Annotated in this window: 19 protein-coding genes; 5 read left to right on the top strand and 14 right to left on the bottom strand. The window is 68.8% G+C overall.

Translation table 11 applies throughout. The features are described from left to right. Position 1 precedes the first annotated feature (1 nt). The 3 genes from ACIHAO_RS28130 to ACIHAO_RS28120 are packed head-to-tail and all read right to left on the bottom strand — an operon-like array spanning position 2 to position 3,146. A complete protein-coding gene (locus tag ACIHAO_RS28130) occupies positions 2–868 on the bottom strand; it encodes a carbohydrate ABC transporter permease (RefSeq protein ID WP_396562753.1) in 867 nt (288 codons plus the stop codon). Continuing rightward, a complete protein-coding gene (locus ACIHAO_RS28125; protein ID WP_396562751.1) occupies positions 865–1,821 on the bottom strand; it encodes a carbohydrate ABC transporter permease in 957 nt (318 codons plus the stop codon). Before ACIHAO_RS28125 ends, ACIHAO_RS28130 begins: the two co-directional genes overlap by 4 nt. After that, entirely contained in the window at positions 1,818–3,146 is a 1,329-nt protein-coding gene (locus ACIHAO_RS28120) for an extracellular solute-binding protein (RefSeq protein WP_396562749.1), read from the bottom strand. The genes ACIHAO_RS28125 and ACIHAO_RS28120 overlap by 4 nt, the downstream gene beginning before the upstream one ends. Before the next feature lie 182 nt (positions 3,147–3,328). On the opposite strand from ACIHAO_RS28120, the gene ACIHAO_RS28115 reads away from it, so the two are divergent. After that, positions 3,329–4,336, top strand: a complete 1,008-nt coding sequence (locus ACIHAO_RS28115; protein ID WP_396562746.1) for a hydroxyacid dehydrogenase — start codon at positions 3,329–3,331, stop codon at positions 4,334–4,336. Here ACIHAO_RS28115 and ACIHAO_RS28110 read toward each other — a convergent pair. Further along, the gene (locus tag ACIHAO_RS28110; RefSeq protein WP_396562744.1) at positions 4,254–5,489 is read right to left on the bottom strand and encodes an epoxide hydrolase family protein; all 1,236 of its coding nucleotides are present in this window, start codon (positions 5,487–5,489) and stop codon (positions 4,254–4,256) included. The genes ACIHAO_RS28115 and ACIHAO_RS28110 overlap by 83 nt on opposite strands. Positions 5,490–5,570: 81 nt before the next feature. On the opposite strand from ACIHAO_RS28110, the gene ACIHAO_RS28105 reads away from it, so the two are divergent. Together ACIHAO_RS28105 and ACIHAO_RS28100 are read left to right on the top strand one after the other, a co-directional pair. Continuing rightward, positions 5,571–6,134, top strand: a complete 564-nt coding sequence (locus ACIHAO_RS28105) for a CGNR zinc finger domain-containing protein (protein ID WP_396562742.1) — start codon at positions 5,571–5,573, stop codon at positions 6,132–6,134. Between the two features lie 792 nt (positions 6,135–6,926). Continuing rightward, positions 6,927–7,172: a hypothetical protein gene (locus tag ACIHAO_RS28100; protein ID WP_396562740.1), complete on the top strand. Its 246-nt coding sequence runs from the start codon at positions 6,927–6,929 to the stop codon at positions 7,170–7,172. Positions 7,173–7,178: 6 nt separating this feature from the next. Here the strand turns inward: ACIHAO_RS28100 and ACIHAO_RS28095 are convergent, their stop codons facing one another. The 9 genes from ACIHAO_RS28095 to ACIHAO_RS28055 form a co-directional block, all read right to left on the bottom strand. After that, on the bottom strand, positions 7,179–8,174 hold the full coding sequence (locus tag ACIHAO_RS28095) for a LysR family transcriptional regulator (RefSeq protein ID WP_396562738.1): 996 nt from the start codon (positions 8,172–8,174) through the stop codon (positions 7,179–7,181). Beyond that, complete coding sequence (locus ACIHAO_RS28090; protein WP_396562736.1) at positions 8,171–8,812, bottom strand: sigma-70 family RNA polymerase sigma factor; 642 nt, start codon at positions 8,810–8,812, stop codon at positions 8,171–8,173. The genes ACIHAO_RS28095 and ACIHAO_RS28090 overlap by 4 nt, the downstream gene beginning before the upstream one ends. Further along, positions 8,797–10,143 carry an alpha-lytic protease prodomain-containing protein gene (locus ACIHAO_RS28085; protein ID WP_396562734.1) on the bottom strand — a complete coding sequence of 449 codons (1,347 nt, stop codon included), beginning with the start codon at positions 10,141–10,143 and terminating at the stop codon, positions 8,797–8,799. Before ACIHAO_RS28085 ends, ACIHAO_RS28090 begins: the two co-directional genes overlap by 16 nt. 348 nt (positions 10,144–10,491) lie before the next feature. Beyond that, positions 10,492–12,090 carry an alpha-amylase family glycosyl hydrolase gene (locus ACIHAO_RS28080; RefSeq protein ID WP_396562732.1) on the bottom strand — a complete coding sequence of 533 codons (1,599 nt, stop codon included), beginning with the start codon at positions 12,088–12,090 and terminating at the stop codon, positions 10,492–10,494. 51 nt (positions 12,091–12,141) lie between these two features. Continuing rightward, entirely contained in the window at positions 12,142–13,011 is an 870-nt protein-coding gene (locus tag ACIHAO_RS28075) for a carbohydrate ABC transporter permease (protein WP_396562730.1), read from the bottom strand. Next, positions 13,008–13,982 (bottom strand): carbohydrate ABC transporter permease, encoded by a 975-nt coding sequence (locus ACIHAO_RS28070; RefSeq protein ID WP_396562728.1) that lies wholly within the window; start codon positions 13,980–13,982, stop codon positions 13,008–13,010. Before ACIHAO_RS28070 ends, ACIHAO_RS28075 begins: the two co-directional genes overlap by 4 nt. Then, positions 13,960–15,339 carry an ABC transporter substrate-binding protein gene (locus ACIHAO_RS28065; RefSeq protein WP_396562726.1) on the bottom strand — a complete coding sequence of 460 codons (1,380 nt, stop codon included), beginning with the start codon at positions 15,337–15,339 and terminating at the stop codon, positions 13,960–13,962. The genes ACIHAO_RS28070 and ACIHAO_RS28065 overlap by 23 nt, the downstream gene beginning before the upstream one ends. Positions 15,340–15,542: 203 nt before the next feature. Continuing rightward, complete coding sequence (locus ACIHAO_RS28060) at positions 15,543–16,547, bottom strand: LacI family DNA-binding transcriptional regulator (RefSeq protein ID WP_396562724.1); 1,005 nt, start codon at positions 16,545–16,547, stop codon at positions 15,543–15,545. 32 nt (positions 16,548–16,579) lie between these two features. Continuing rightward, the gene (locus tag ACIHAO_RS28055; protein WP_396562722.1) at positions 16,580–17,776 is read right to left on the bottom strand and encodes an MFS transporter; all 1,197 of its coding nucleotides are present in this window, start codon (positions 17,774–17,776) and stop codon (positions 16,580–16,582) included. 55 nt (positions 17,777–17,831) lie between these two features. Between ACIHAO_RS28055 and ACIHAO_RS28050 the strand changes: the two genes are divergently transcribed. Then, positions 17,832–18,377, top strand: coding sequence for a hypothetical protein (locus tag ACIHAO_RS28050; RefSeq protein WP_396562720.1), 546 nt, complete (start codon positions 17,832–17,834; stop codon positions 18,375–18,377). Between the two features lie 112 nt (positions 18,378–18,489). Continuing rightward, entirely contained in the window at positions 18,490–19,872 is a 1,383-nt protein-coding gene (locus tag ACIHAO_RS28045) for a PepSY-associated TM helix domain-containing protein (protein ID WP_396562718.1), read from the top strand. Here ACIHAO_RS28045 and ACIHAO_RS28040 read toward each other — a convergent pair. After that, positions 19,862–20,758: an SDR family NAD(P)-dependent oxidoreductase gene (locus ACIHAO_RS28040; RefSeq protein ID WP_396562716.1), complete on the bottom strand. Its 897-nt coding sequence runs from the start codon at positions 20,756–20,758 to the stop codon at positions 19,862–19,864. The two genes, ACIHAO_RS28045 and ACIHAO_RS28040, sit on opposite strands and share 11 nt — an antisense overlap. Positions 20,759–20,762: the final 4 nt, after the last annotated feature.

Genomic DNA, 20,762 nt, shown 5'->3' with positions numbered 1-20,762 from the left:
GTCAGCCCTTGAGCGCGCCCGAGGCGAGGCCGCGGACGAACGAACGCTGGAAGAACAGGAACGCGGCGACCGAGGGGAGCAGCGCCAGCAGCGACGCGGCCATGATCACGCCCGGCGTGACGTTCGTGTCGATCCGCAGTGTCCGCAGGGCCAGCGGCAGGGTGTAGGTCGAGGCGTCGGTCGACACGAGCAGGGGCAGCAGGTACTGGTCCCAGATCATCGTGAAGCCGAAGACACCGATCACGCCGAGCGCGGGCTTGCACATCGGGAGGATGATCTGCGCGAAGATCCGCAGATCGCCGGCGCCGTCGATGCGCGCGGCCTCCTCGAGTTCGCGGGGGACGTCCTTCATGAACTCGGTCATCACCAGGATCGAGAAGGCCCACGCGCCCAGCGGCACGATCATCCCGGCGAGGCTGCCGATCAGGTTGAAGTGCACCAGCGGCAGATCCGACATGATCAGCGACAGCGGGATCGCGAGGATCTCTTCCGGCAGCATCAGCGTCGCCAGGATCGCGACCAGCACGAAGGTCATGAACCGGAACTTCTTGCGCGCCAGCGCGTATCCGGCCAGCACCGAGACGATGACCTGCAGCAGCAGGCCGAAGCCGACCACCAGGAACGAATTGAGCAGGTACATCCCGACGCCGAGGTCGAAGGCGATGCCGAAGTTGTCCAGGGTGGGGCTCGACGGGACGACGCTCAGCGCCGTCGGATCGGAGACGTTGTTGAACGCGCTGACCAGCAGCGCCAGCAGCGGCCCGGCGAACACCAGGAGCAGCAGGGTGTACAGGACGAGCTTCAGGATCCGTCCGCCCGGCGACTTGACGGCGTCGAGGCCGAGTGCCGAATCGTTGGCCGCGGTCATGCGTCTCGCCTCCGTCGGAGCACCTGGACGAACAGCGTCAGCACGAGCGTCGCGAGGAACAGCAGGACCGCGCCCGCCGCGCCGACGCCCAGCCGGTTCTGTTCCAGGCCGAGTTTGTAGATCAGGGTCATCGCGACTTCCGTCGAGCCGTTCGGCCCGCCGTTGGTCAGCAGGAACACCTCGGTGAACACCCGCAGGCCCCGGATCGCCGCGAGCACGAACAGGATCGAGAACACCGACCGCAGGCCCGGCAGCGTCACGTGGAGGATCTTGCGCCAGCGGGAGGCACCGTCCACAGTGGCCGCTTCGTAGAGGCCCCTGTCGATTCCGGCCAGTCCGGCGAGGAAGATCATCATGTCGTACGGCGCGCCGCGCCAGATGCCGGTGACGATGACCGAGATCATCGACGTGTCGGGATCGTTGATGAAGCCCGACGGGCCCAGCCCGACCATGCCGAGGATGGAGTTCAGCATCCCGTCCTCGGTCGGGTGGTACATGATCCGCCAGAGTTCGGCGACCACCGCGATCGGCACGACCACCGGCAGGAACGCCGCCGACCGCAGGAACTTCAGCCGTTTGCTCTGGCCCTCCATGAGCAGGGCGAGCGCGAGGCCGATGACCATCGACCCGACCGTCTGCCCGACCGCGATGATCACGGTGTGCCAGATGGCGGAGTGGAACGCCTCGTCACCGAGGACGGTGCTGTAGTTCTGCCCGCCGACCCACTGGTTGCCGAGGTACGGCTGGACGTCCTGGAAGGACATCGTCACCGCGGTGATCATCGGGATGAATTTGAAGTACACGAACAGGATCAGGGCGGGGGCCAGGAACAGCCACGGCGTCCACCACTTCCCGTCGCGGTCGCTGCGCCTGCGGGCCTTCGGCGCGGGCGCCCGCTTGGCAGCGGGACGGTCCGCGCCGACGGCCGCCGGCTTGGCGTGATCTACGGTCATGACGCGCTGATCCCCTGTTGCTGCAAGGTCGCGGTGAGCTTGGTGTCGAGTTTCGCCAGTTCCGCCTTGGTGTCGAGCTTGCAGTCGGCGATGAGCGCGCTGACCGTGTCGGCGGTGTCCTGGCGGACGGGCGTCCAGTTCGGGATGGACGGCGCGTAGTGGCCGGACTTGGTGTAGATCTCGGCGTAGGTCTTCCAACGCGGGTCCGGGCGGACCTGGCTGATGTCGATGTTCTTGTTCACCGGGAGCTGCACGATGAAGGCCGATTCGCCCTCCATGCCGATCTTCTGCCCGTCGGCCGAGATCGCGAAGTCACCGAAGGCGTCCTGCCCGGCCTGGTTCGGCGAGCCGGCCATCATGTAGATCGACAGGCCCTCGGCGAGCACGTCGGCGTTCTTGGCGCCCTTCGGCATCGGGACGACCTCGTACTTGTCCTTGCCGAGCGCCTTGTCGAAACGCGGCAGCAGATACGGGCCGACGACGTACATCCCGGCCTTGCCCGCTTCGAAGGTCTCGTTGGTCGCCGGGGTCGGCATGGTGACCGAACCGGGCTGGATCACGTTGTCCTTGCAGCCGAGATCGCGGAACCACTGCACCGCGGCGACGGATTCGGGTGTGCTCATCGACGGCTTGTACTTGCCGCCCCCGGCCTCGGTGATGAAGTCGCCGCCCGCGGCCCACAGGAAGTTGGAGAAGTACCAAGAGGCGTAGCCCCGCTTGGTCGACAGCGTCGCGTTCAGGCCCGCGGTGTCGTTCTTGCCGTTGCCGTCGGGGTCACCTGTGGTGAACGCCTTGGCGAGGTCGACGAGCTCCGGCCAGCTCTGCGGCACGCTCTTGCCGAGCTTCTCACGCCAGTCCTTGCGGATCAGCAGCGCCGAAGCCTGCGCGCTGTAGGGCAGGCCGTACAGCTTGCCGTCCGGGGTCTGGTTGGACTTCAACGCCTGCTCGGTCAGCTCGGCCGCGTGCTTGATCTTGCCCTGTTCGATCTCGCGCACGAGACCCTGGCTCTTCAGCGTGCCGACCTGCGTGACGTCGTTCATCACGATGTCCGGCAGATCGCGCTGGGCGGCGCGCTGGGCCAGCTTCGTCTCGAAGTCGTCGAAGATCGCGGTGACCTGCACCTTGAACCCGGTGGCCTTCTCGAAGGCTTCCGCGAGCCGCTTCGTGGCCTGCTCGCCGGCGCCGCCCGGAGTCGTCCGGGTCCACAGTTCCAAGGGCGCCTTGGTGTCCTGCGCGACGTTCGTTCCGGCGGGGCCTGCCGAGCAGCCCGAAAGGACCAGCGCTGAGACAGTGAGTCCCACGCCGATCCACCGCGATTTCCGCATCGCATCTCCTGTTCACTGTGGACCACGCTGTCTACTCCGCAGGGGACGGTAAGCGCTTTCCTGACCTGAGGTCAATGGTCCGATGATTACGAATTTCAATCGGCAGGGTTTGCCCTTGTGTGGGGCTTGCCGCGCGTGGACCGGGGAAAGCATCCGATGTATGGTCGCCGACGGAGGTAGGGATGACCGAGCTGCAACACCGCCCGACGGCACTTCTCGTGATGGAGGAACGCCGCCGCGACGACGTTTACCCCGAGGCGGTGCTGAAGGAGATCGGCACGCTGGTGGACCTGCGCGAGCCGCTCACCCGCGAGCGGCTGGCGGAGGATCCGGCGGCACTGGAAGGCGTCGAAATCCTGTTGTCCGGCTGGGGTGCCCCGGTGCTGGACTCCGTCCTCTTGGGACACGCGCCGGACCTGCGCGCGGTGCTCGTCGCCGCCGGATCGGTCCGGCCGCTGACCACCCCCGACTTCTGGGCGCGCGAGCTGCCGATCGTGTCCGCCGCGGCCGCGAACGCCGTCCCGGTCGCCGAGTTCACCCTGGCCCAGGTCCTCTTAGGACTCAAGCAGGTGCACCGGATCTCCCGCGAAATCCGGGAGCGGCGGGCCTATCCGCCCGACCCGAGGGTCGCCGGCGCCTACCGGTCCAGGGTCGGCCTGCTCGGCCTCGGCGAGATCGGTGCTCTCGTCGCGTCGCATTTGCGCGGTTTCGACGTGGACGTGCTCGCGAGCGACCCCGTCGTCGACCCGGCGACCGCCGCGGGACTCGGCGTGCGGCTGGTGGGCCTGGACGAACTGTTCGCCACGTGCCCCGTGGTCAGCCTGCACGCGCCGCTGCTTCCGGAGACCGAAGGACTGGTGAACGGGGAGCTGGTGGCCAGGATGGGCATCGGCGCGACCCTGATCAACACCGCCCGCGGCGCCGTCGTCGACGAACCGTCGGTGATCCCGGTGCTGCGCGAACGCCCGGACCTCACGGCGATCCTCGACGTCACCTGGCCCGAACCGCCCGGACCGGACTCGCCGCTGTACACGCTGCCGAACGTGGTGCTCACCCCGCATCTGGCCGGCGCGCTGGGCGCCGAACGGGCCCGGATGGGCGCACTCGTCACGCGCGAGCTTCGGCGGTTCGTGCTGGGGGAGCCGCTTCAGCACGCCGTCGCACCGGACCGGGCACACTTGCGGGCGTGATGCCCGCCGCGGCCAGCACCGCCGCGAGACCTTCTTGCAGGTCCTTGACGAAGTACCCGGGCACCTCCAGCGACGGGAAATGGCCCCCGTTTTCGGGCGACCCCCATCGGACGATCTGGCGGTACCGCTCCTGTGCCCAGGGGCGCGGATACTTCTCGATGTCGCGGGGATAGACGGTGATCGCCGACGGGACGTCGACCCGGAGTTCGGGATCGAGCGAGTTGTGGCTTTCGTAGTAGATGCGGGCCGACGACGCGCCGGTCCGGGTCAGCCAATACAGGGTGACGTCGTCGAGGACACGGTCCCGGGAGATCGTCTCGAACGGGCTGTCTTCGGTGTCGGACCACTCGGCGAACTTGTCGAGGATCCAGGCGAGAAGCCCGACCGGTGAGTCGACGAGCGAGTAGCCGATGGTCTGCGGCCGGGTCGCCTGCTGCTTCGCGTACGCCGCGCGGTGGTGCCAGAAATCGTGGGTTTCCTCGGTCCACCTGCGCTCGATCGCCGTCAGCCCGTCCGTGGTCAGCCCGGGCGGCCCCTCCGCGAACGTCGTGTGGATGCCGAGGACGTGCGCCGGGAACCGGCCGCCGAGAACCGTGGTGATATTGCCACCCCAGTCGCCGCCGTGGGCGGTGAACCTGTCGTAGCCGAGCCTGCCCATCAGCTCCACCCACGCGGCCGCGATCTTCTCGGTACCCCATCCGGTGGTGGCCGGCTTGTCGCTGTAACCGAAGCCGGGCAGCGAGGGCACCACGACGTGGAACGCCGGCGCGTCCGGGTTCGTGGGGTCCGCGAGCTCATCCACCACATCGACGAACTCGGCGATGCTGCCCGGCCAGCCGTGCGTCAAGACCAGGGGAACGGCATCCGCGCGGGCGGACCGGCGGTGCAGGAAGTGGATCCCCAGGCCGTCGACGGTCGTGCGGAACTGACCGATCCGGTCGAGACGCTCCTCGAAGGATCGCCAGTCGTACCCGGTGCGCCAGTAGTCCACGACATCGACGAGATCGGCGAGCGGAACGCCCTGCCCCCATCGGCGATCGACCGTCTCGGCCTCCGGTAGCCGCGCCGCGGCCAATCGCGCGCGCAGATCGTCGAGTTCGGCGTCAGATGCGCGGGCTTCGAAGGGTTGTACGTCGCTGGTCGGAAGGGACATGGGACCTCCTGTCATCGCGGAACCGGCTAAGACGGTTCTAGCAGGTCTTCATGCCGGGGTGCAACCGGCTAAGGTGGTTCCATGCCTGCTGGATTCCCTGACTTTCGCCTCGGCACCGTGCTCGCGACCAGCTTCACCGCGACCCTGACGGAGCGTCGCGGTGACGCTGTAGAGCGCATCCCCACGCCGCACCGACTCGTCGACTGGCTGGCGGTGAACGGCCTCGCCGTGGACTCCTGCACCGCCGCCCAGCTCGAACTCGCTCGCGAACTGAGGGAGGCGATTCACGCCGCAGCAACCGCGGGCGCACTCCAGGAAGCGCTCCCCGCTTCGGCTGTCCAGGTCATCAACGACCGCAGCACTCAGGGCCGGGCCGCGGCTGTCCTGACACCGGAAGGCAAGCGACGATGGCAGCTCGGCTCTTCCCAGGTGGAAGACGCCCTCAGCGTGATCGCCGCCGACGCGATCAGCATCATCGCCGGCGAACGCGACGGAAAGCTGGCCCTGTGCGCATCGCCGACCTGTCAGGCCGCCTTCTTCGACACCAGTCAGAGCCGCACCCGCAAATGGTGCGACATGAACACTTGCGGGAACCGTCAGAAGAAGGCGCGGTTCAATGCCAACCAGCGGAAGAGCTCTCTGTGAGCGTGTCGGTGGGTGGTGAGGTTGGGTCTGTTGCCGGGGAATGGCGATGGGCTCGGGTGGTGGGCTGGGGTCCGTTGCCGGGAAACGGCAATCGGTTCGAGTGGTGGTGTGAGGCCGGGCTGGTGACGTGAGCGCTCGAGCCGTTGCCGTTTCGCGGTAATGGGGTCGGGTAGAGGTGTGGCCGGATTGGTGGCCTTGCCGCTCAGGCCCGTTGCCGAATTACGGCGACAGGCCAGAGCTGTGGGACCGGTGCCGCTCCAGGTCGTTGCCGCGAAACGGCGACGAGCAGGGACGGCAGCGGCTTCGTGACCCAGCCGCCCGCCGTTGCCGAAGAACGGCAATAGGCGCAGGGACCGGCGTCGAGACCTGGCCACCGCCGTTGCCGCAAACGGCAACAGATCGGGCGTTGGTGGCATGAGGTTGGTCCTTGATGTGACCGCCGGGCCATTGCCGCGAAACGGCAACACTCCAGCGAAAAGCAGTCACCGGTTCCGCGCCGCAGACGCATACCCCGCCAGGCGAGATCGCCCATTTCTGGTATTTCGACATGAGAAACACCGTCCACTGTGGACAAGAACGAAATCGACCACCTTCTGGACGACGATCTCGGCGGCCGACACCGGCGGTGAGCAGAACGGAGGGCGAACTCCCCAAACGCGGCCACGAGACCCAGCCAGGAGACCCAGCCAGGAGACCCGGCCAAGACGGTCGCCGTGACACTTTCCGGTGACAACCCGGTGAACCGGCCGGATCCGGGGAATCCGCGGGTATCGAGGAGAAAAGGAGAGAACGATGAAGTCACGTATCGCTGCCTTGGCGGCCGCAGTCACGTTCTTGGTCTCCGCGGGAGCTGTTACCGCCTCGTCCGCCAGCGCGGACCCGGTGCCCGGCAACCCGAAACAGTTCTACGCGGCGTGCGCCGTCGACCTGCTGGGTTCGCCGGTGAGTTGCCTGGAAACCGACGAAGCACACGCGACGCACATCTGCCAGTACGTGCTCACGGTGTTCGGGATCGGCCTCGACTGCATCCAACGCTGAGCCGGATCAGGTGCCGAGCCAGCCGGGGTTCGCCGCCGCCCACTCGGGAAGACGGTGGCGGATCGCGGCGGGTTCGGCGATCGCGTGCATGAGTCCACTTCGGACGGTGGTGACGTCGATGGATGAACCGTCGCGCCACAGCAGGAGATGCCGTGTCCTCAGCGGAACACCGCGCAGGGCCACCACCGGGCCGGGCATCGTGGTACCGGAATCGAGGGACTGGACCGGTGCCACCGCGCGCGGATCGTTCCGGACGGCCTGCCACAGCGCCGTCGGTTCCACTTCCCGCACGGTGATCTCGCCGAGGCCGGCGCGGGCGCACTGATCGGTCAGGTGATCGCGGAGTCCGTCGTCCGCCGTGGTCAGCCAGGCCGACCCGGCGAGTTCCGCCAAGGGCACCTCGCCGCGTCCGGCGACGGGATGGTCCGGGGAGACGATCACGAACACCGGCTCCGTTCCGACGGGAAGCAGGTGGACGCCGTCCGGCGGGACGATCTCCTGTCCGGGGTGATCCACGTACAGCGCCAATTCCACCGTGCCGTCGAGAAGCGCGGTGAACAACGCGGTCCTGCCGGTCATCGTGAGCAGTTCGACCGGACGGCCGGGGGCGGCCGCGGCGACCACGCCGCTCAACGGCTCGGCGAAGACGGTCGGGAACGCGCCGATCCGGAGCAGGCCTTCGGGCGGTGCGCGGTGGAACCGGCGGATCGCCAGTTCGAGGTCGTCCGCCGCGGCCAGGACCCGTTTCGCGTGTTTCAGGAGCACTTCGCCCAGCGCGGTGGGGTGGATGCCGTGCCGGTCGCGTTCGAACACCGTTCGTTCCAGTGCCCGCTCGACCCGGTGCAGTTGCGCGCTCAGCGCGGGCTGCGAGAGACCGAGCGCGGTCGCGGCCTTCGCGAGGCTGCCCGCCGACGCGATCGCGTCGAGGAGGCGCAGATGCCGGACATCGATCTCCGCGGGCCAGGAATGGCCGTCCCCGGGACCGATCAGGGGGCTGATCACAGGTCGTCCTCGTCGATGATCGTGCGGAGTTTGTGCAGCGCGCGGTGCTGGGCGACCCGGACCAGGCCGGGGCTCACCCGCAGGATCGCGCCCGCCTCGGGCGCGGTCATGCCGACGGTGATCCGCAAGCGGAGGATCTCCTGCTGGATACCGGGCAGGGTGCTCATCAGCCGCGTCAACCGGTCGTGGCCGTCGGCGGCGAGGGCCTGCCGTTCGGGTTCGTTGGGCTCGGGCGCCGCGCGGTCGGGCAGATCTGGCGTGGGCTCCGATCGGTCTCGCGCTCGCCATCGGAAGGCGGCGGCGACCTTCCTCGCGGCGATCCCGAGGACGGCGGTGAGGAAGGAACCGCCGGTGGTCCGGGCGGTGGGCAGCGCGGTGAGCACGGCGAGGCAGGTTTCCTGTGCGACGTCTTCGGCGGCCATCACCCGCGCGTCGGTTCCGTCCATCCGGCGACGGCAGTAGTTCGCGACCACCGGCTGGACGATGCTCATCAACTCGTCGGTCGCCGCGGGGTCACCGCGGCGGGCGCGGGGAACGAGGGATTCGAGATCCGCCGCCTCCGCGCCGTCGTCAGGGGCAGGAGCCGCCCCCGGCGAGGTGAGTTCGCCGGGGGCGGTCCAGGTCAGGCGAGTTCCCAAAGCGCGGGAACGTTCGGCGGCTCCCAGCCGGGCTGGGAGGTGTGCGGCTGGATCACCCGGTAGTTGCTGCCGCCGTAGCTGGCGGTCGCGCCGGAGCCGTAGTAGGTGTTCGGCGCCCAGGTGCCGCCCGGCGGGTTCGACGTCGTCGGGCTGGTCGGGGTGGTGGTCCTGGTCGGCGTCGTGGTGGTGCTCGACGGCGGGTTCCCGGTGACCGTCAAGCGCAGGTTGTAGACGCTCAGGATCTCCGTGACCGGCTGGAAGTAGATGGTGCCGCCGGAGGTGCAGTTGCCGGAGCCACCGGAGGTGACGCCCTGCGCCTGGTCACCGGTGAGCCATGAACCGCCGGAGTCACCGGGCTCGGCACAGGCGTTCGTCCTGGTCAGGCCGGTGATGGTGCCCTCGGGGTAGGTGACCGAGGTGTTCTTCTGCAGGATGGTGCCGCAGCGCCAGCCGGTGGTAGAGCCGGAGCGGCACACCGAGGAGTTGACCGGGGCCTCGGTCGAACCGGCGACCGGCACGGTGCCGGGGTAGCGGTTCACCAGCGCGCGCGGGGTGTTGCCGGCGTCGGCGCGGACCCAGGCGTAGTCGTTGCCGGGGAAGCTGGAACCGGCGACGCTTCCGCTCGGGTTCGAAGTGCGCGTTCCGGTCGTGCCGCAGTGTCCGGCCGTCACGAAGCCGCCTTCGACCGCGAAGCCGATGGAGCAGCGGCCCGAGCCGAAGGTGTAGGCGTTGCCGCCGATGATGTCGATCAGCGGGCGCGGGTCTTCGGTGCTGGCTTCGACCCGGAACAGGTCGGACGGCACGCCGGACTCGGCCGCCCACGACTTCGCGGCGGCTTCCCCGCCGGCGTTGGCGAGTACGACGATCGAGTTGGTGGTGACGTCGGTGAACCAGCCGGGCACGGTGTTCGGTGCCTTGCCGGACTTGGCGTCCAGCCGCAGCTTCGCCGCGTCGAGATCGGTGGCACTGCGGGCGACGGTCTTCGGGGTGGCGCCCGCGGCGCGCACCAGGTCGGCCTGGGCGGCGTCGGTGACCGCCACGGTGAGCGTGGTGCCGCTGCCGTCCAGCCACGATCCGGCGTACGACGTGCCGAGCTGCTTCTTCAGCGTGTTGTCGGCGACCGCGGCGCGCTGTTCGCTCGCGATCCGGAGCTTGGCCTGCTCGGGGCTGATCTTCAGGTCGCGGGCCATCGCGGCCAGCATTTCGGACTGGACCTGGTCACCGGCGGTGGCTTGCTGACCGGCGCTCGCACTGGGGGTGAGGGCGATGGCGGTGACCAAGCCTGCCCCGGTTATGGCCGCGGCAGTGGCGGCTAAGATCTTTCTGTTCATGTCGGCGCTTTCCTCGAAAGTGGCGGGGGAGGGGGATTCGTCCCCGACCGTACGAGGCGCCTCACTCGACGGGTACATACCATTTGGGTCATATCACCCGGCTTGAACGTGGGGTGGTATGGCGGTATTCCAGGCTGATCCGGCCGATGAATTCGTTGCGGTGCAACGGGTTAGCCGCTAGCGGAAGAAGCTGGGCACGGCCGCGCGATCCGATCTGTCGCGGCGTTCCCTGTCGTGAATACCGTACTTTTGAGGGGTAGGGCAAAGGGAACACCGGAACTTCTCACAGTGTGAGGAAGTGCCCGTCGTGCCGGAGGGTGCGCCGGCACGACGGGCGAGGGCCGGTGATCAGGTGCGCAGCCACACGGCGGTGTCCGTCGGGAGTTCGCCGTCGGCAGGGCCACTGGCCATGAGCACTTCGCGATGCGAGGGCAGCGGGATCGGCGAATCCGAGAAGTTCAGTACGAAGGTGAACCCCGGTTCCCGGGTGAACGCGAGCACGCCTTCGCCCAGTTCCAGCCATTCGAGTTCGCCGGGGCCGAGTGCGGGGAGTTCGTCCCGTAAGCGCAGGCCGGCGCGGTAGAGCGCGAGCATCGATGCGGCGTCGGCCGCCTGCGCCTCCGCCGTGCTGGAGCGCCATTCCGCGGGCTGGGGCAGCCACGTCCCGCCGGTGCCGAAGCCGAACGGCGGTGTGTCGCCGGACCAGGGGATCGGGACACGGCATCCGTCACGGCCGGGGTCGGCGCCGTTCGTGCGGGTCCACACCGGATCCTGGCGGAGTCCGTCCGGGATGTCCTCGATCTCCCACAGGCCGAGCTCTTCCCCCTGGTACACGTACAGACCGCCTGGCAGCGCCATGGTCAGCAACGCCGCCGCGCGTGCCCGGCGAGTGCCGAGTTCGCGGTCCACCGGCGTGCCGTGCAGCCGATCGGCGAACGCGAAACCCGTGTCGCCGTCGCGGCCGTACCGGGTCACATGCCGGGTGACGTCGTGGTTCGACAGCACCCAGGCCGCGGGCGCGTCCACCTCCTCGTGCGCCACCAGCGTCCGCTGGACGACGTCCCGGAACCGCGCGGAATCCCACGGGCACACCAGGAAATCGAAGTTGAACGCCGCGTGCAGTTCGTCGCGGCGGAGGTACCGCGCGGCACGCGACATGTCCGGCAGCCACATCTCGCCGACCAGCACCCGGTCGCCGGAGTAGCTGTCGGCGATCTTGCGCCACGACCGGTAGATCTCGTGCAGCCCCTCCTGATCGGAGAACGGCGTCTCGTCACCGGGATCGACGTCGGGCAGTCGCGGGTCCTTCACCAGGCCGTCGGCGACGTCGATGCGGAAGCCGTCGACGCCGCGGTCGAACCAGAACCGCAGCACGTCCTCGAAATCCTGGCGGATGTCCTGGTTGTCCCAGTTGAAGTCCGGCTGGCGGGAGCTGTACAGGTGCAGGTACCACTCGCCGTCCGGGACCCGTGTCCACGCGGAACCGCCGAAGCGCGACTTCCAGTTGTTGGGCGGCTCGGCGCCGTCCGGCCCGCGGCCCGGCCGGAACCAGAACCGTTGCCGTTCGGGCGATCCCGGCTCCGCCGCGAGTGCTTCCTGGAACCAGCGATGCTCGTCGGAGCAGTGGTTCGGCACGATGTCGATGATCACGCGGATCCCCTTGGCGTGGGCAGCGACGATCAGGTCCTCCGCTTCGGCCAGGGTGCCGAAGAGCGGGTCGATGTCCCGGAAATCGGCGACGTCGTACCCGCCGTCGTCCATCGGCGACGGATACCACGGGGTGAACCAGATCGCGTCGATCCCCAGTTCGGCCAGGTAGTCCAGCCGCGCGCGGACCCCGGCGAGATCACCGACGCCGTCGCCGTTCCCGTCGGCGAAACTGCGGATGTAGACCTGGTAGATCGCCGCGCTCCGCCACCATCCGGCGGTCTGCCCCAATGCGGTCACGGAAGTGTCCTCCTCAAGTCGTTCGTGGATACCCCGAATGCGGCGAAGAATTCAGCCTTTGAGGCTGCCGGCGGTGAGCCCGGCGAGAATGTGCCGCTGGAACGCCAGGAACAGCGCCACCATCGGCAGGCTGGCCAGCACCATGCCCGCGACGAGCACGTTCAGCGGCATGTCGATGGCCACTCGTTGCAGCATCACCGACAGCGTCTGCTTCTCGGTGTCCGGGAACACCAGCAGCGGCCAGATGAAGTCCTTCCACGCGGCCACCACCGCGAGGATCGACACCACGGCCAGGATCGGCCGGGAGATCGGCAGGATGATGCGCCACAGCGTGCGCACCGGCCCGGCGCCGTCGAGCCGCGCGGCCTCGATCAGCTCGTCCGGGATCTGGTCGAAGAACCGTTTCAGCAGGTAGATGTTGAACGCGTTCGCGGCGGCGGGCAGCCAGATCGCCGCCGGGGAGTTGATCAGGTTGACGTGCAGCAGCGGCAGATCGGTGATCGTCACGTAGGTCGGCACCAGCAGCGCTGCGGCCGGAAGCATCAACGTCGCGAGCATGAGCCCCAGTACGACGTTGCCGAATTTCGGCCGCAGCTTGGACAACGCGAACGCCGCGGGGACGTCGATGGCCAGCTGGGCCAGCCAGGCGCCCCCGGCGACGATGATCGTGTTGAGGAAGTACTTGCCGAGACTCAGCTGGTCCCACGCGTCGGCGAAGGTCTCCGGATGCCACTCGGCCGGAATGAGCGTCGCCGGTGTCCGAGCCAGCTCCTGCGGCGACTTCATCGCCCCCGTCACCACCCAGTACAGCGGGAACAGGAACGCGATGACGAACAGAAGCAGGGTGCAGCCGAAAATGACGGCGTAGCCGATCTTGCCGCCGGGGCTGCGAAGCGTGCTGGGGGAGACGAGCGTCCTCATGACTGATCCGCCTTGCGGGTCAGGCGCACGTACAACGCGGAGAACACCCCGAGCGCGACGAACAGCAACAGGCTCAACGCGCTGGCCGAGCCGAAGTCGTTGTAGACGAAGGCATAGCGGTACAGCAGAAGGAGCACGGTGACGGTGGAGTCGTCCGGCCCGCCGCCGGTCATCACGTACGGCTCGGTGAACACCTGCATGGTCGCGACGACCTGCAGCAACAGGAGCACAAGCAGCACGAACCTGGTCTGCGGCAACGTGACGTGGATCAGGCGCTTCCACAGCCCCGCGCCGTCGAGCTCCGCGGCTTCGTAGAGCTCGCCGGGGATCGTGCCGAGCGCGGCGAGGTAGATCAGCGTCGTACTGCCCATGTTCGCCCACGTGGAGACGAACACCAGCGACAGCATCGACGTGTCACTCGAATCGAGCCACTGGCCGCCGGGCAGGCCGACGGCGCCGAGCGCGGAGTTGAACAGTCCGGAACCCGGGTCGTAGAACCACTTCCACATCAGCGCGGTGACCACCGGCGGCAGCATCACCGGCAGATAGACCGCGAGCCGGAAGAACGCCTTGGCGTGCCGCAGTTCGTTGAGCAGGACCGCGGTCAGGAACGGCACCACGAAACCGAAGACCAGCGCGAGCCCGGTGAACAGCAGCGTGTTGCGCCAGGCGACGCCGAACAGCGGATCTTCGAACAGGCGGGTGAAGTTGTCGAAGCCGACCCATGTCGGCGCGTTGACGAAGTCCACCTGCTGGAAGCTCAGCAGCACCCCGCGCACGATCGGATACCAGGAGAACAGCGCGAACACCACGAGCGCGGCGCACAGCAGCCCGTACGCGGTGAGGTTCTCCTTCAGCTTGCGGCGCAACCGGTTCCGCCGGCGTTCGGCCGCGGACGCGACCGGCCGACCGGCCCGCGACGACGCTGTCGCGGGCCAGTCGAGGACGCTACTTGACTTGGGCGAGGACACTGTTGACCTTCGACTCGGCCGACGACAACTGCTGATCGATATCCGCGTTCCGATCGGTGAGCACCGCCTGCATCACACTGTCGAGGACGGCGTAGACCTGCTGTGCGTTCGGCGGTTCGATGCTGCCCTTGATCCGCGAACTCGCGTCCACATAGGACCGATAGTTTTCGGCGGGGACGTTGGCGTGCTTGGCTTTGATCGCGAGCTGCTGGTCACGGACGGCGCCCTGCCAGACGTCCGGGGTCGGCTCGGCCGGCAGCCCGACCGGCTGCTTGCCGTCGACGTACTGCTGGACGTGCTTCTCGAAGCGATCCGGGTTGAGGTACTTCCAGCGGACCCATTCCAGGCCGGCCTTGATCTTCTCCGGCGAGGCCTTGGGGTTGACCATGTAGCCTTCGCCGCCGAGCAGCGTGCCCTGCCCGCCCGGCATCCCTGCGACGCCGTAGTCCTCGTACTTGCCGTTGAACTGCTTGACCAGTACCGGGACGTTGTCCGGCGCGGCCATGTACATGCCGAGCTGGCCCGCGCCCATCATGCGCTGCACGTCCTGTGCCTCCAGCAACTGCTTGGCGCCCATGGAGTCGTCGTCCCACCGCATGGCGCGCAGCTGGTTCAGCGCGGCCTTGGCCTTGTCGTTGTCGAAGGCCGCGACCCACTTGTCACCCTCCTTGCGGGCGACCTCGCTGCCCATGGAGTAGAGCCAGCCGGTGAGGTGCCAGCCGCCCTGGTTGTTCTTGCTGTAGTCGGCGTATCCGACCGTGCCGTTGCCCAGCGCGGCGATCTTCTTCGCCGCTTCGCGGACCTCGTCCCAGGTCTGCGGCGGCTTGTTCGGGTCGAGCCCGGCCTTCTGGAACAGCGGACGGCTGTAGACAAGGCCCATGCTGTAGTTCATCGTCGGCAGGCCGTAGAGCTTGCCGTCGGCGCTCCGGAAGTTGTCCAGCAACTCCGGCTTGATGTCGCCGAAGTTCTTCAGGCCCTTGGCCGCTTCGGTGATGTCGGCGGCCTGACGGCGCGCGATGATCTGCGCGGGGTCGGTGAAGTAGACGTAGTAGACGTCTTCGAGCTGCCCGCCGGCGAGTTTGGCGGAGAACGTCTTCGGGTCCATGAACCCTTCGTGCGGCTCGATGTCTATGTCCGGGTGGGACTCCTCGAACTCCTTGACGTCGGCGTCGAACACGCCGCGTTCGAACGGCTGGCTGGCCGGGGGCTGGCCGGTCACGGTGATCTTGACCTTGCCTCCGGCCCCGGTGGTTTCACCGGAGCCGGATCCGCAGGCGGCCACCCCCAGGGTCAGTCCGCCCGCAAGGAGCAGGCAGAACATCCGGCGGCGCACGGTGGGGGACCAAGTGCTGCTCATCTTCAAGCCTCATCTCGGGATCGCGACGGCTGTCACGTGATTGCGGTCACTCTAAAGTGAAGGCCCGGATTAACGCAATAACTGGATGAGAACTTGCAACTTTGCGACAGCCGATGCGTGCAAGTGTGCCTCGAATACACGAAGGCCCCCTTCCTTGCGTCTGGCGCAAGGAAGGGGGCCTGATCGACCCCGCAAGTAGGTGACTAGTTGCGGCGGGCGGTGGAGCCCCGGACGACGAGTTCGGGGGCGAAAAGCAGCTCCTCGGCCGCCACCTCGCCCCCGTTTATGCGTTTGACCAGCAGTTCCACCACGGCGCGGCCCATCGCCTCGATCGGCTGGCGGGTCGTGGTCAGCGGCGGGTCGGTGCAGTTCATCAGGGCCGAATCGTCGTAACCGACCACCGAGATGTCACCGGGGACCGACAGCCCCTGCCGCCGGGCCGCGCGGATCGCGCCCAGGGCCAGCAGGTCGCTCGCGCACAGGACGGCCGTCGCGCCGCGCGGGTACAGCCTGGCCGCGGCCGCGTGCCCGCCTTCGATGGAGAACATGCCGTGTTCGACGAGTTCGTCGAGGACGGGGAGACCGAGTTTCCCGGCGTAGGCCCGGAAAGCCTCGAGTTTGCGCTGGGACGGCACGTGGTCGCTCGGGCCGAGCACGAGGCCGATCTTCTCGTGCCCGAGCGAGCTCAAATGCCCGACGACCTGCTCGACGGCGACCGCGTCATCGCACGAGATCTGCGGCAACCCGAGGTGCTCGACGGCGGCGTTGATCAGCACCGTCGGCAGGCGGCGTTCGGCGAGGTGATGGTAGTGGGAGTGCACCGCGTCGGACTGGGCGTAGAGCCCGCCTGCGAACACGACACCCGAAACCTGCTGCTGCAGAAGCAGCTCGACGTACTCCGCTTCGGAGACGCCGCCCGCGGTGCGGGTGCACAGCACCGGGGTGAAACCCTGCTGGGCCAGTGCGTTGCCCATGATCTCGGCCAGCGCGGGGAAGATGGGATTCTGCAGTTCCGGAAGGACCAGCCCGACCAGGCGGGCGCGGTCACCGCGCAGCTGGGTCGGCCGTTCGTAGCCCATCACGTCCAGCGCGGTGAGGACGGCGGCCCGGGTGCCGGCGGAGACCCCGGAGCGGCCGTTGAGTACCCGGCTGACCGTGGCTTCACTGACCCCGACCTTGCGGGCGACTTCGGCAAGACGACGCGTCATGGCTGAAACTTTACCGCAAGCAAGCGCAAAACCTAGACATTCTTGATCGGTGCGGTGACCTTGAAGTCGCGCGAAGAGGGAACGAGCGCGGCGGCCGCCGGTGCGGCGAAACAGACGACCGCGCAGGCCGCCAAGACGGGCGCCGCCCCGAACCGGTCGATCGCGGGCGCGATGAGGGCCAGCCCGGCGGGCGCCAGGCCGTAGGAGAACAGGAAGTCCAAAGAGGACACCCGGGCGAGCTTGCCCGGCTCGACCTCCCGCTGGGTCGCGGTGAACCACGGGACGTTGAACAGTTCGATGCCCAGCCCGGCGACGGCGTAGGCGGCCACGACGAAGGCCGGATGCACCGGGAAAAGCAGGCTCAGTGGCGCGAAGCCGTAGCAGCCGAGCCCGATCAGCGCCGCCCAGCCCTGCCGCCTGGGGCGCCAGCGCGCGATGACGACGGCGCCCGCGAGCGCGCCGATCGTGTACGCGGTGAGCCCGGCGGCCAGGACGGCTTCGGTGTCATAGCGGTCGCGGCTGACCAGCGGCAGCACGACACCGGTGGCGGAATAGCCCGTCGCGATCACGGCGGTCAGCGCGCCGAGACCGGCGAGGAACCATGGATGACGTCGAGCTTCGCGAAGGCCGTCGGCGAACTCGCCGAAGAAGCGGACCTTCGTCTTGGCCGGGGCGGGCGCGAAAGTGCCTCGCGGCGGGATCAGCGCCGCACCCAGCCACAGCACCGCGGTCCCGATCACCAGGGCCGACGTCGAGGCGAACTGCGAGAGCAGCGCGGTGAGCCCCGGCGCGACCAAGGTCGTGACCCGGACAGCGAGCGTCATCGCGGCGTTGGCCTGCTGGCGCCGGTCGTCGGCGATCACTTCCGCGGTCAGCGCCTGGAACGCCGGGCGGCAAGCGCCCTGCCCGACGCCGACGACGGCGGCCGCGACGGCCATCAACAGAACGGACCGGCCCATCCCGGCCGCGATCAGGGGAGTGGCGAGACCCGCGATGAGACCGGCCCAGAGCACCACCCCGCGCCGGGAGTACCGGTCGGCGAGTACCCCGGCCACCGGGACCGCCACGAGGAATCCGGCGGTCCGCGCGGCCAGCACGATGCCGAGGTCCACGGCCGAAAGCGACCGCTCCAGCACGGCCAGTCCGAGGATGAACGGCAGCGCCCACGTCGCCAGTCCGGAGGCGGTGTTCCCGGTCCAGAGCCGGACGAACGACAGGCTGCGGAACACCGGGTGACGATAGCAAGGAGAGACAGCGGGCCCGGTCGCGCTCTACTCTGCCTCCGTGCGCACGCCGACCCCGACCGGAGGCCCGGCCAGGCGCCTCCGCGGCGGGGCCGTGGGGGTCCTGACCGGCACTTTGGCGACCGGTGCCCACGTCGGGACCAGCGGGCGAGTCCCCGACCTCGGCGTGGTCGTGCTGCTCGTCGCCCTGCTGAGCTGGGTGGCGTACGCGTTCGCGGGCCGTCGGCTCGGTCCGCTCGCCATCCTCGGCCTGGTCGCGGGCGGGCAGGTGGCGATGCACGCCTGCCTGACCTTCCTGACCTGGCAGTCGCACTCCCATCACACCGAAACCCCGGGCAACGGCCTGTCCATGGCCGCCGGGCACGCCGCCGCGACCCTTGTGGTGGCCATGGTGCTCGCGGGCGCCGAGCGCGTCCTGTTCGCGCTCACGGCGCTGATCGCTTCGGTCCTCCCGCGCCGCCTGACCCCGCGGCCGGCGACGGCGCCGCTGCGGATCCACGTCCCGCCCGCGGTGAAGTTCCCCGCGACCGAGGCGCTCCTGCGAGACGTGCTTTCGCGGCGCGGTCCGCCGGTGTCGTTCGCCTGATCCCGAAACCCTGCCGAGACCCACGCCCCGGCAGGGCTCAGCACGCGCGCCGTGACCACCCGGCGCGCGTCGAAGGCGCACGCCTCCCCACCGACGCCTCAGGAGTTCCCCCATGGCAACGCAAACCGATCCGGCCACGAGTCCACCCCGCACGTCCGGCTGGCGCGGACTGTTCCTCCGCCTCCACTTCTACGCCGGTGTTCTCGTCGGCCCGTTCGTCCTCATCGCCGCCCTCACCGGAGTCCTGTACGCGGTGACGCCGCAGGTGGAGTCCTGGATCTACTCCGATCAGCTCCGGGCACCGGTCGGGCTGAACCAGGTCTCCCTCGCCGACCAGGTCAAAGCGGCTCAAGCGGCCAACCCCGGCGGTGATGTGGTCGCCGTCCGTCCCGCTCCCGAACCGGGAGACACGACTCGAGTGCTCTTCGCCGAAGACGGGCTCGGCGAGTCCGAACGGCGCGCGATCTTCGTCGACCCCGCCACCGCGCAGGTGCGCGGGGATCTCGTCGCGTACGGCTCGAGCGGCGTCTTGCCGTTCCGGACCGCGCTCGACCAGTTGCACCGCAACCTGCTGCTCGGCGAGCCGGGACGGCTGTACAGCGAACTGGCCGCGTCCTGGTTGTGGGTGGTCGCGCTGGGCGGTCTCGTGCTGTGGGTGAGCCGCCGCCGCGCCCGCCGGGACGACAAGGCCGAGTCGGCGCGCGGGAAGTCGGTGCGCCGTCACGGATCTGTCGGCCTGTGGGTGCTGATCGGCGCACTGTTCCTTTCCGCGACAGGGCTGACATGGTCGACCTACGCGGGCGAGAACGTGTCGGCGCTGCGTGAATCCCTCGGCTGGGCCACGCCCGCGTTGAAGGTGACCGGCGCCGACGAGCATGCCGGACACAACGGACACGCGGGTCACGGTGAAGCACCCGCCGCGAAACCCGAGAGTGTGGACGCGATGCTCGCTTCGGCCCGTGCCGCCGGGATCGACGCGGCCGCCGTCGAGATCGGACTGCCTGCCAAACCCGGCGGTCCTTGGCAGGTGGCGGAAGTCGAGCGCGGCTGGCCGACGCAGGTCGACGCCGTCGCGGTCGACGGGACCACCGGGCAGATCCTCGGCGAGGTGCGGTTCGACGACTATCCACTGATGGCGAAGCTCGCCCGTTGGGGGATCGACGCGCATATGGGCGTGCTGTTCGGCTGGCCCAACCAGATCCTGCTGCTCCTGCTCGGCGGCGGGCTGGTCACGCTGGTCGTGCTCGGCTACCGGATGTGGTGGCGGCGCAGGCCGGCCCGGGCCACCGGATTGACCTTCGGGCGGCCCATCCCGCGTGGGCAGTGGCGAAAGGCCCCGCCCGCCTTGGTGGCAGGTCTTCTCGTCCTCGCGGCCGCGATCGGCTGGTTCGTGCCGCTGTTCGGCCTCAGCCTGCTGGCGTTCTTGGTGATCGACCTGCTGCTGGGCCTGCGGTCTCGCCGATCCGAACCGGAAGCCGCCGACGTCACCGAATGAGCTCCGCGCTCGCCGCCCACAACCGGGCGGCGAGCGCGGTGTCGGCCAGCCTGCCGCGGACCGGTTTCCGCCGGGGTTCACCGCGCAGGCCGAACACCCGGGGGCCGAACATCTCGCCACCGCGTACGGCGGGGTCGAGAACGGCGCGTACGGCGGGCCAGGCGCCGGCTTCCTTGCCCTGCAACAGAAGCCCGGCCGGGAACTTCCGTCCGCCCGGCGACGCGTGCACCGGCCTCGGCGGGGTCAGCGAGTCGAGCGCGCCGCCGGGATGGTCGACGACGCTCAGCACCGTGCTGCCTTCCGCGCGCAGCCGCCTGTCCAGTTCGAAGGCGAACAGCATCTGCGCCAGCTTCGAGCGCGCATAGGTGCGTTTGGGCTGGTAGTCGCGTTTGCTCTGAAGATCGTCCAGATCGAGTTCCGCGGACTTGCCGACGAAACTGCCCGTGGTGACGACGCGGCCGGCCTCCGCCGCTTCGAGTAACGGCATCAGCCGATGCGTCAGCACGAAATGCCCGAGATGGTTGGTGGCGAAGGTCAGTTCGAGGCCATCGGCGGTCTCCTGCCTCGGCTGGTCCTCCAGGAGGACGCCCGCGTTGCAGACGACGGCGTCCAGCCGCTCGATCTCCATGGTGTCCACAGAGGACCTGATGGAGGAAAGATCGGAAAGATCGAGCCGCAGGTGCCCGAGTCTCGCGTCCGGGACCCGGGACCGGATCGAGGCCATCGCGGCGTCGGCCTTGGCGGCGTTACGGCTGCCGAGGAGCACGGTGGCCCCGGAGCAGGCGAGCTGTTCGGCGACGAAGTAGCCGATCCCCGCGTTACCGCCGGTGACCAGGAAGGTCTTGCCGTCGGCTCGGGGCAGGTGGTGGACGTCCCAGTCACTCATGACG

This window comes from Amycolatopsis sp. NPDC052450, from assembly GCF_044547565.1.
Lineage (GTDB): Bacteria > Actinomycetota > Actinomycetes > Mycobacteriales > Pseudonocardiaceae > Amycolatopsis.
This window is presented reverse-complemented; position numbering and strand designations above follow the sequence as displayed.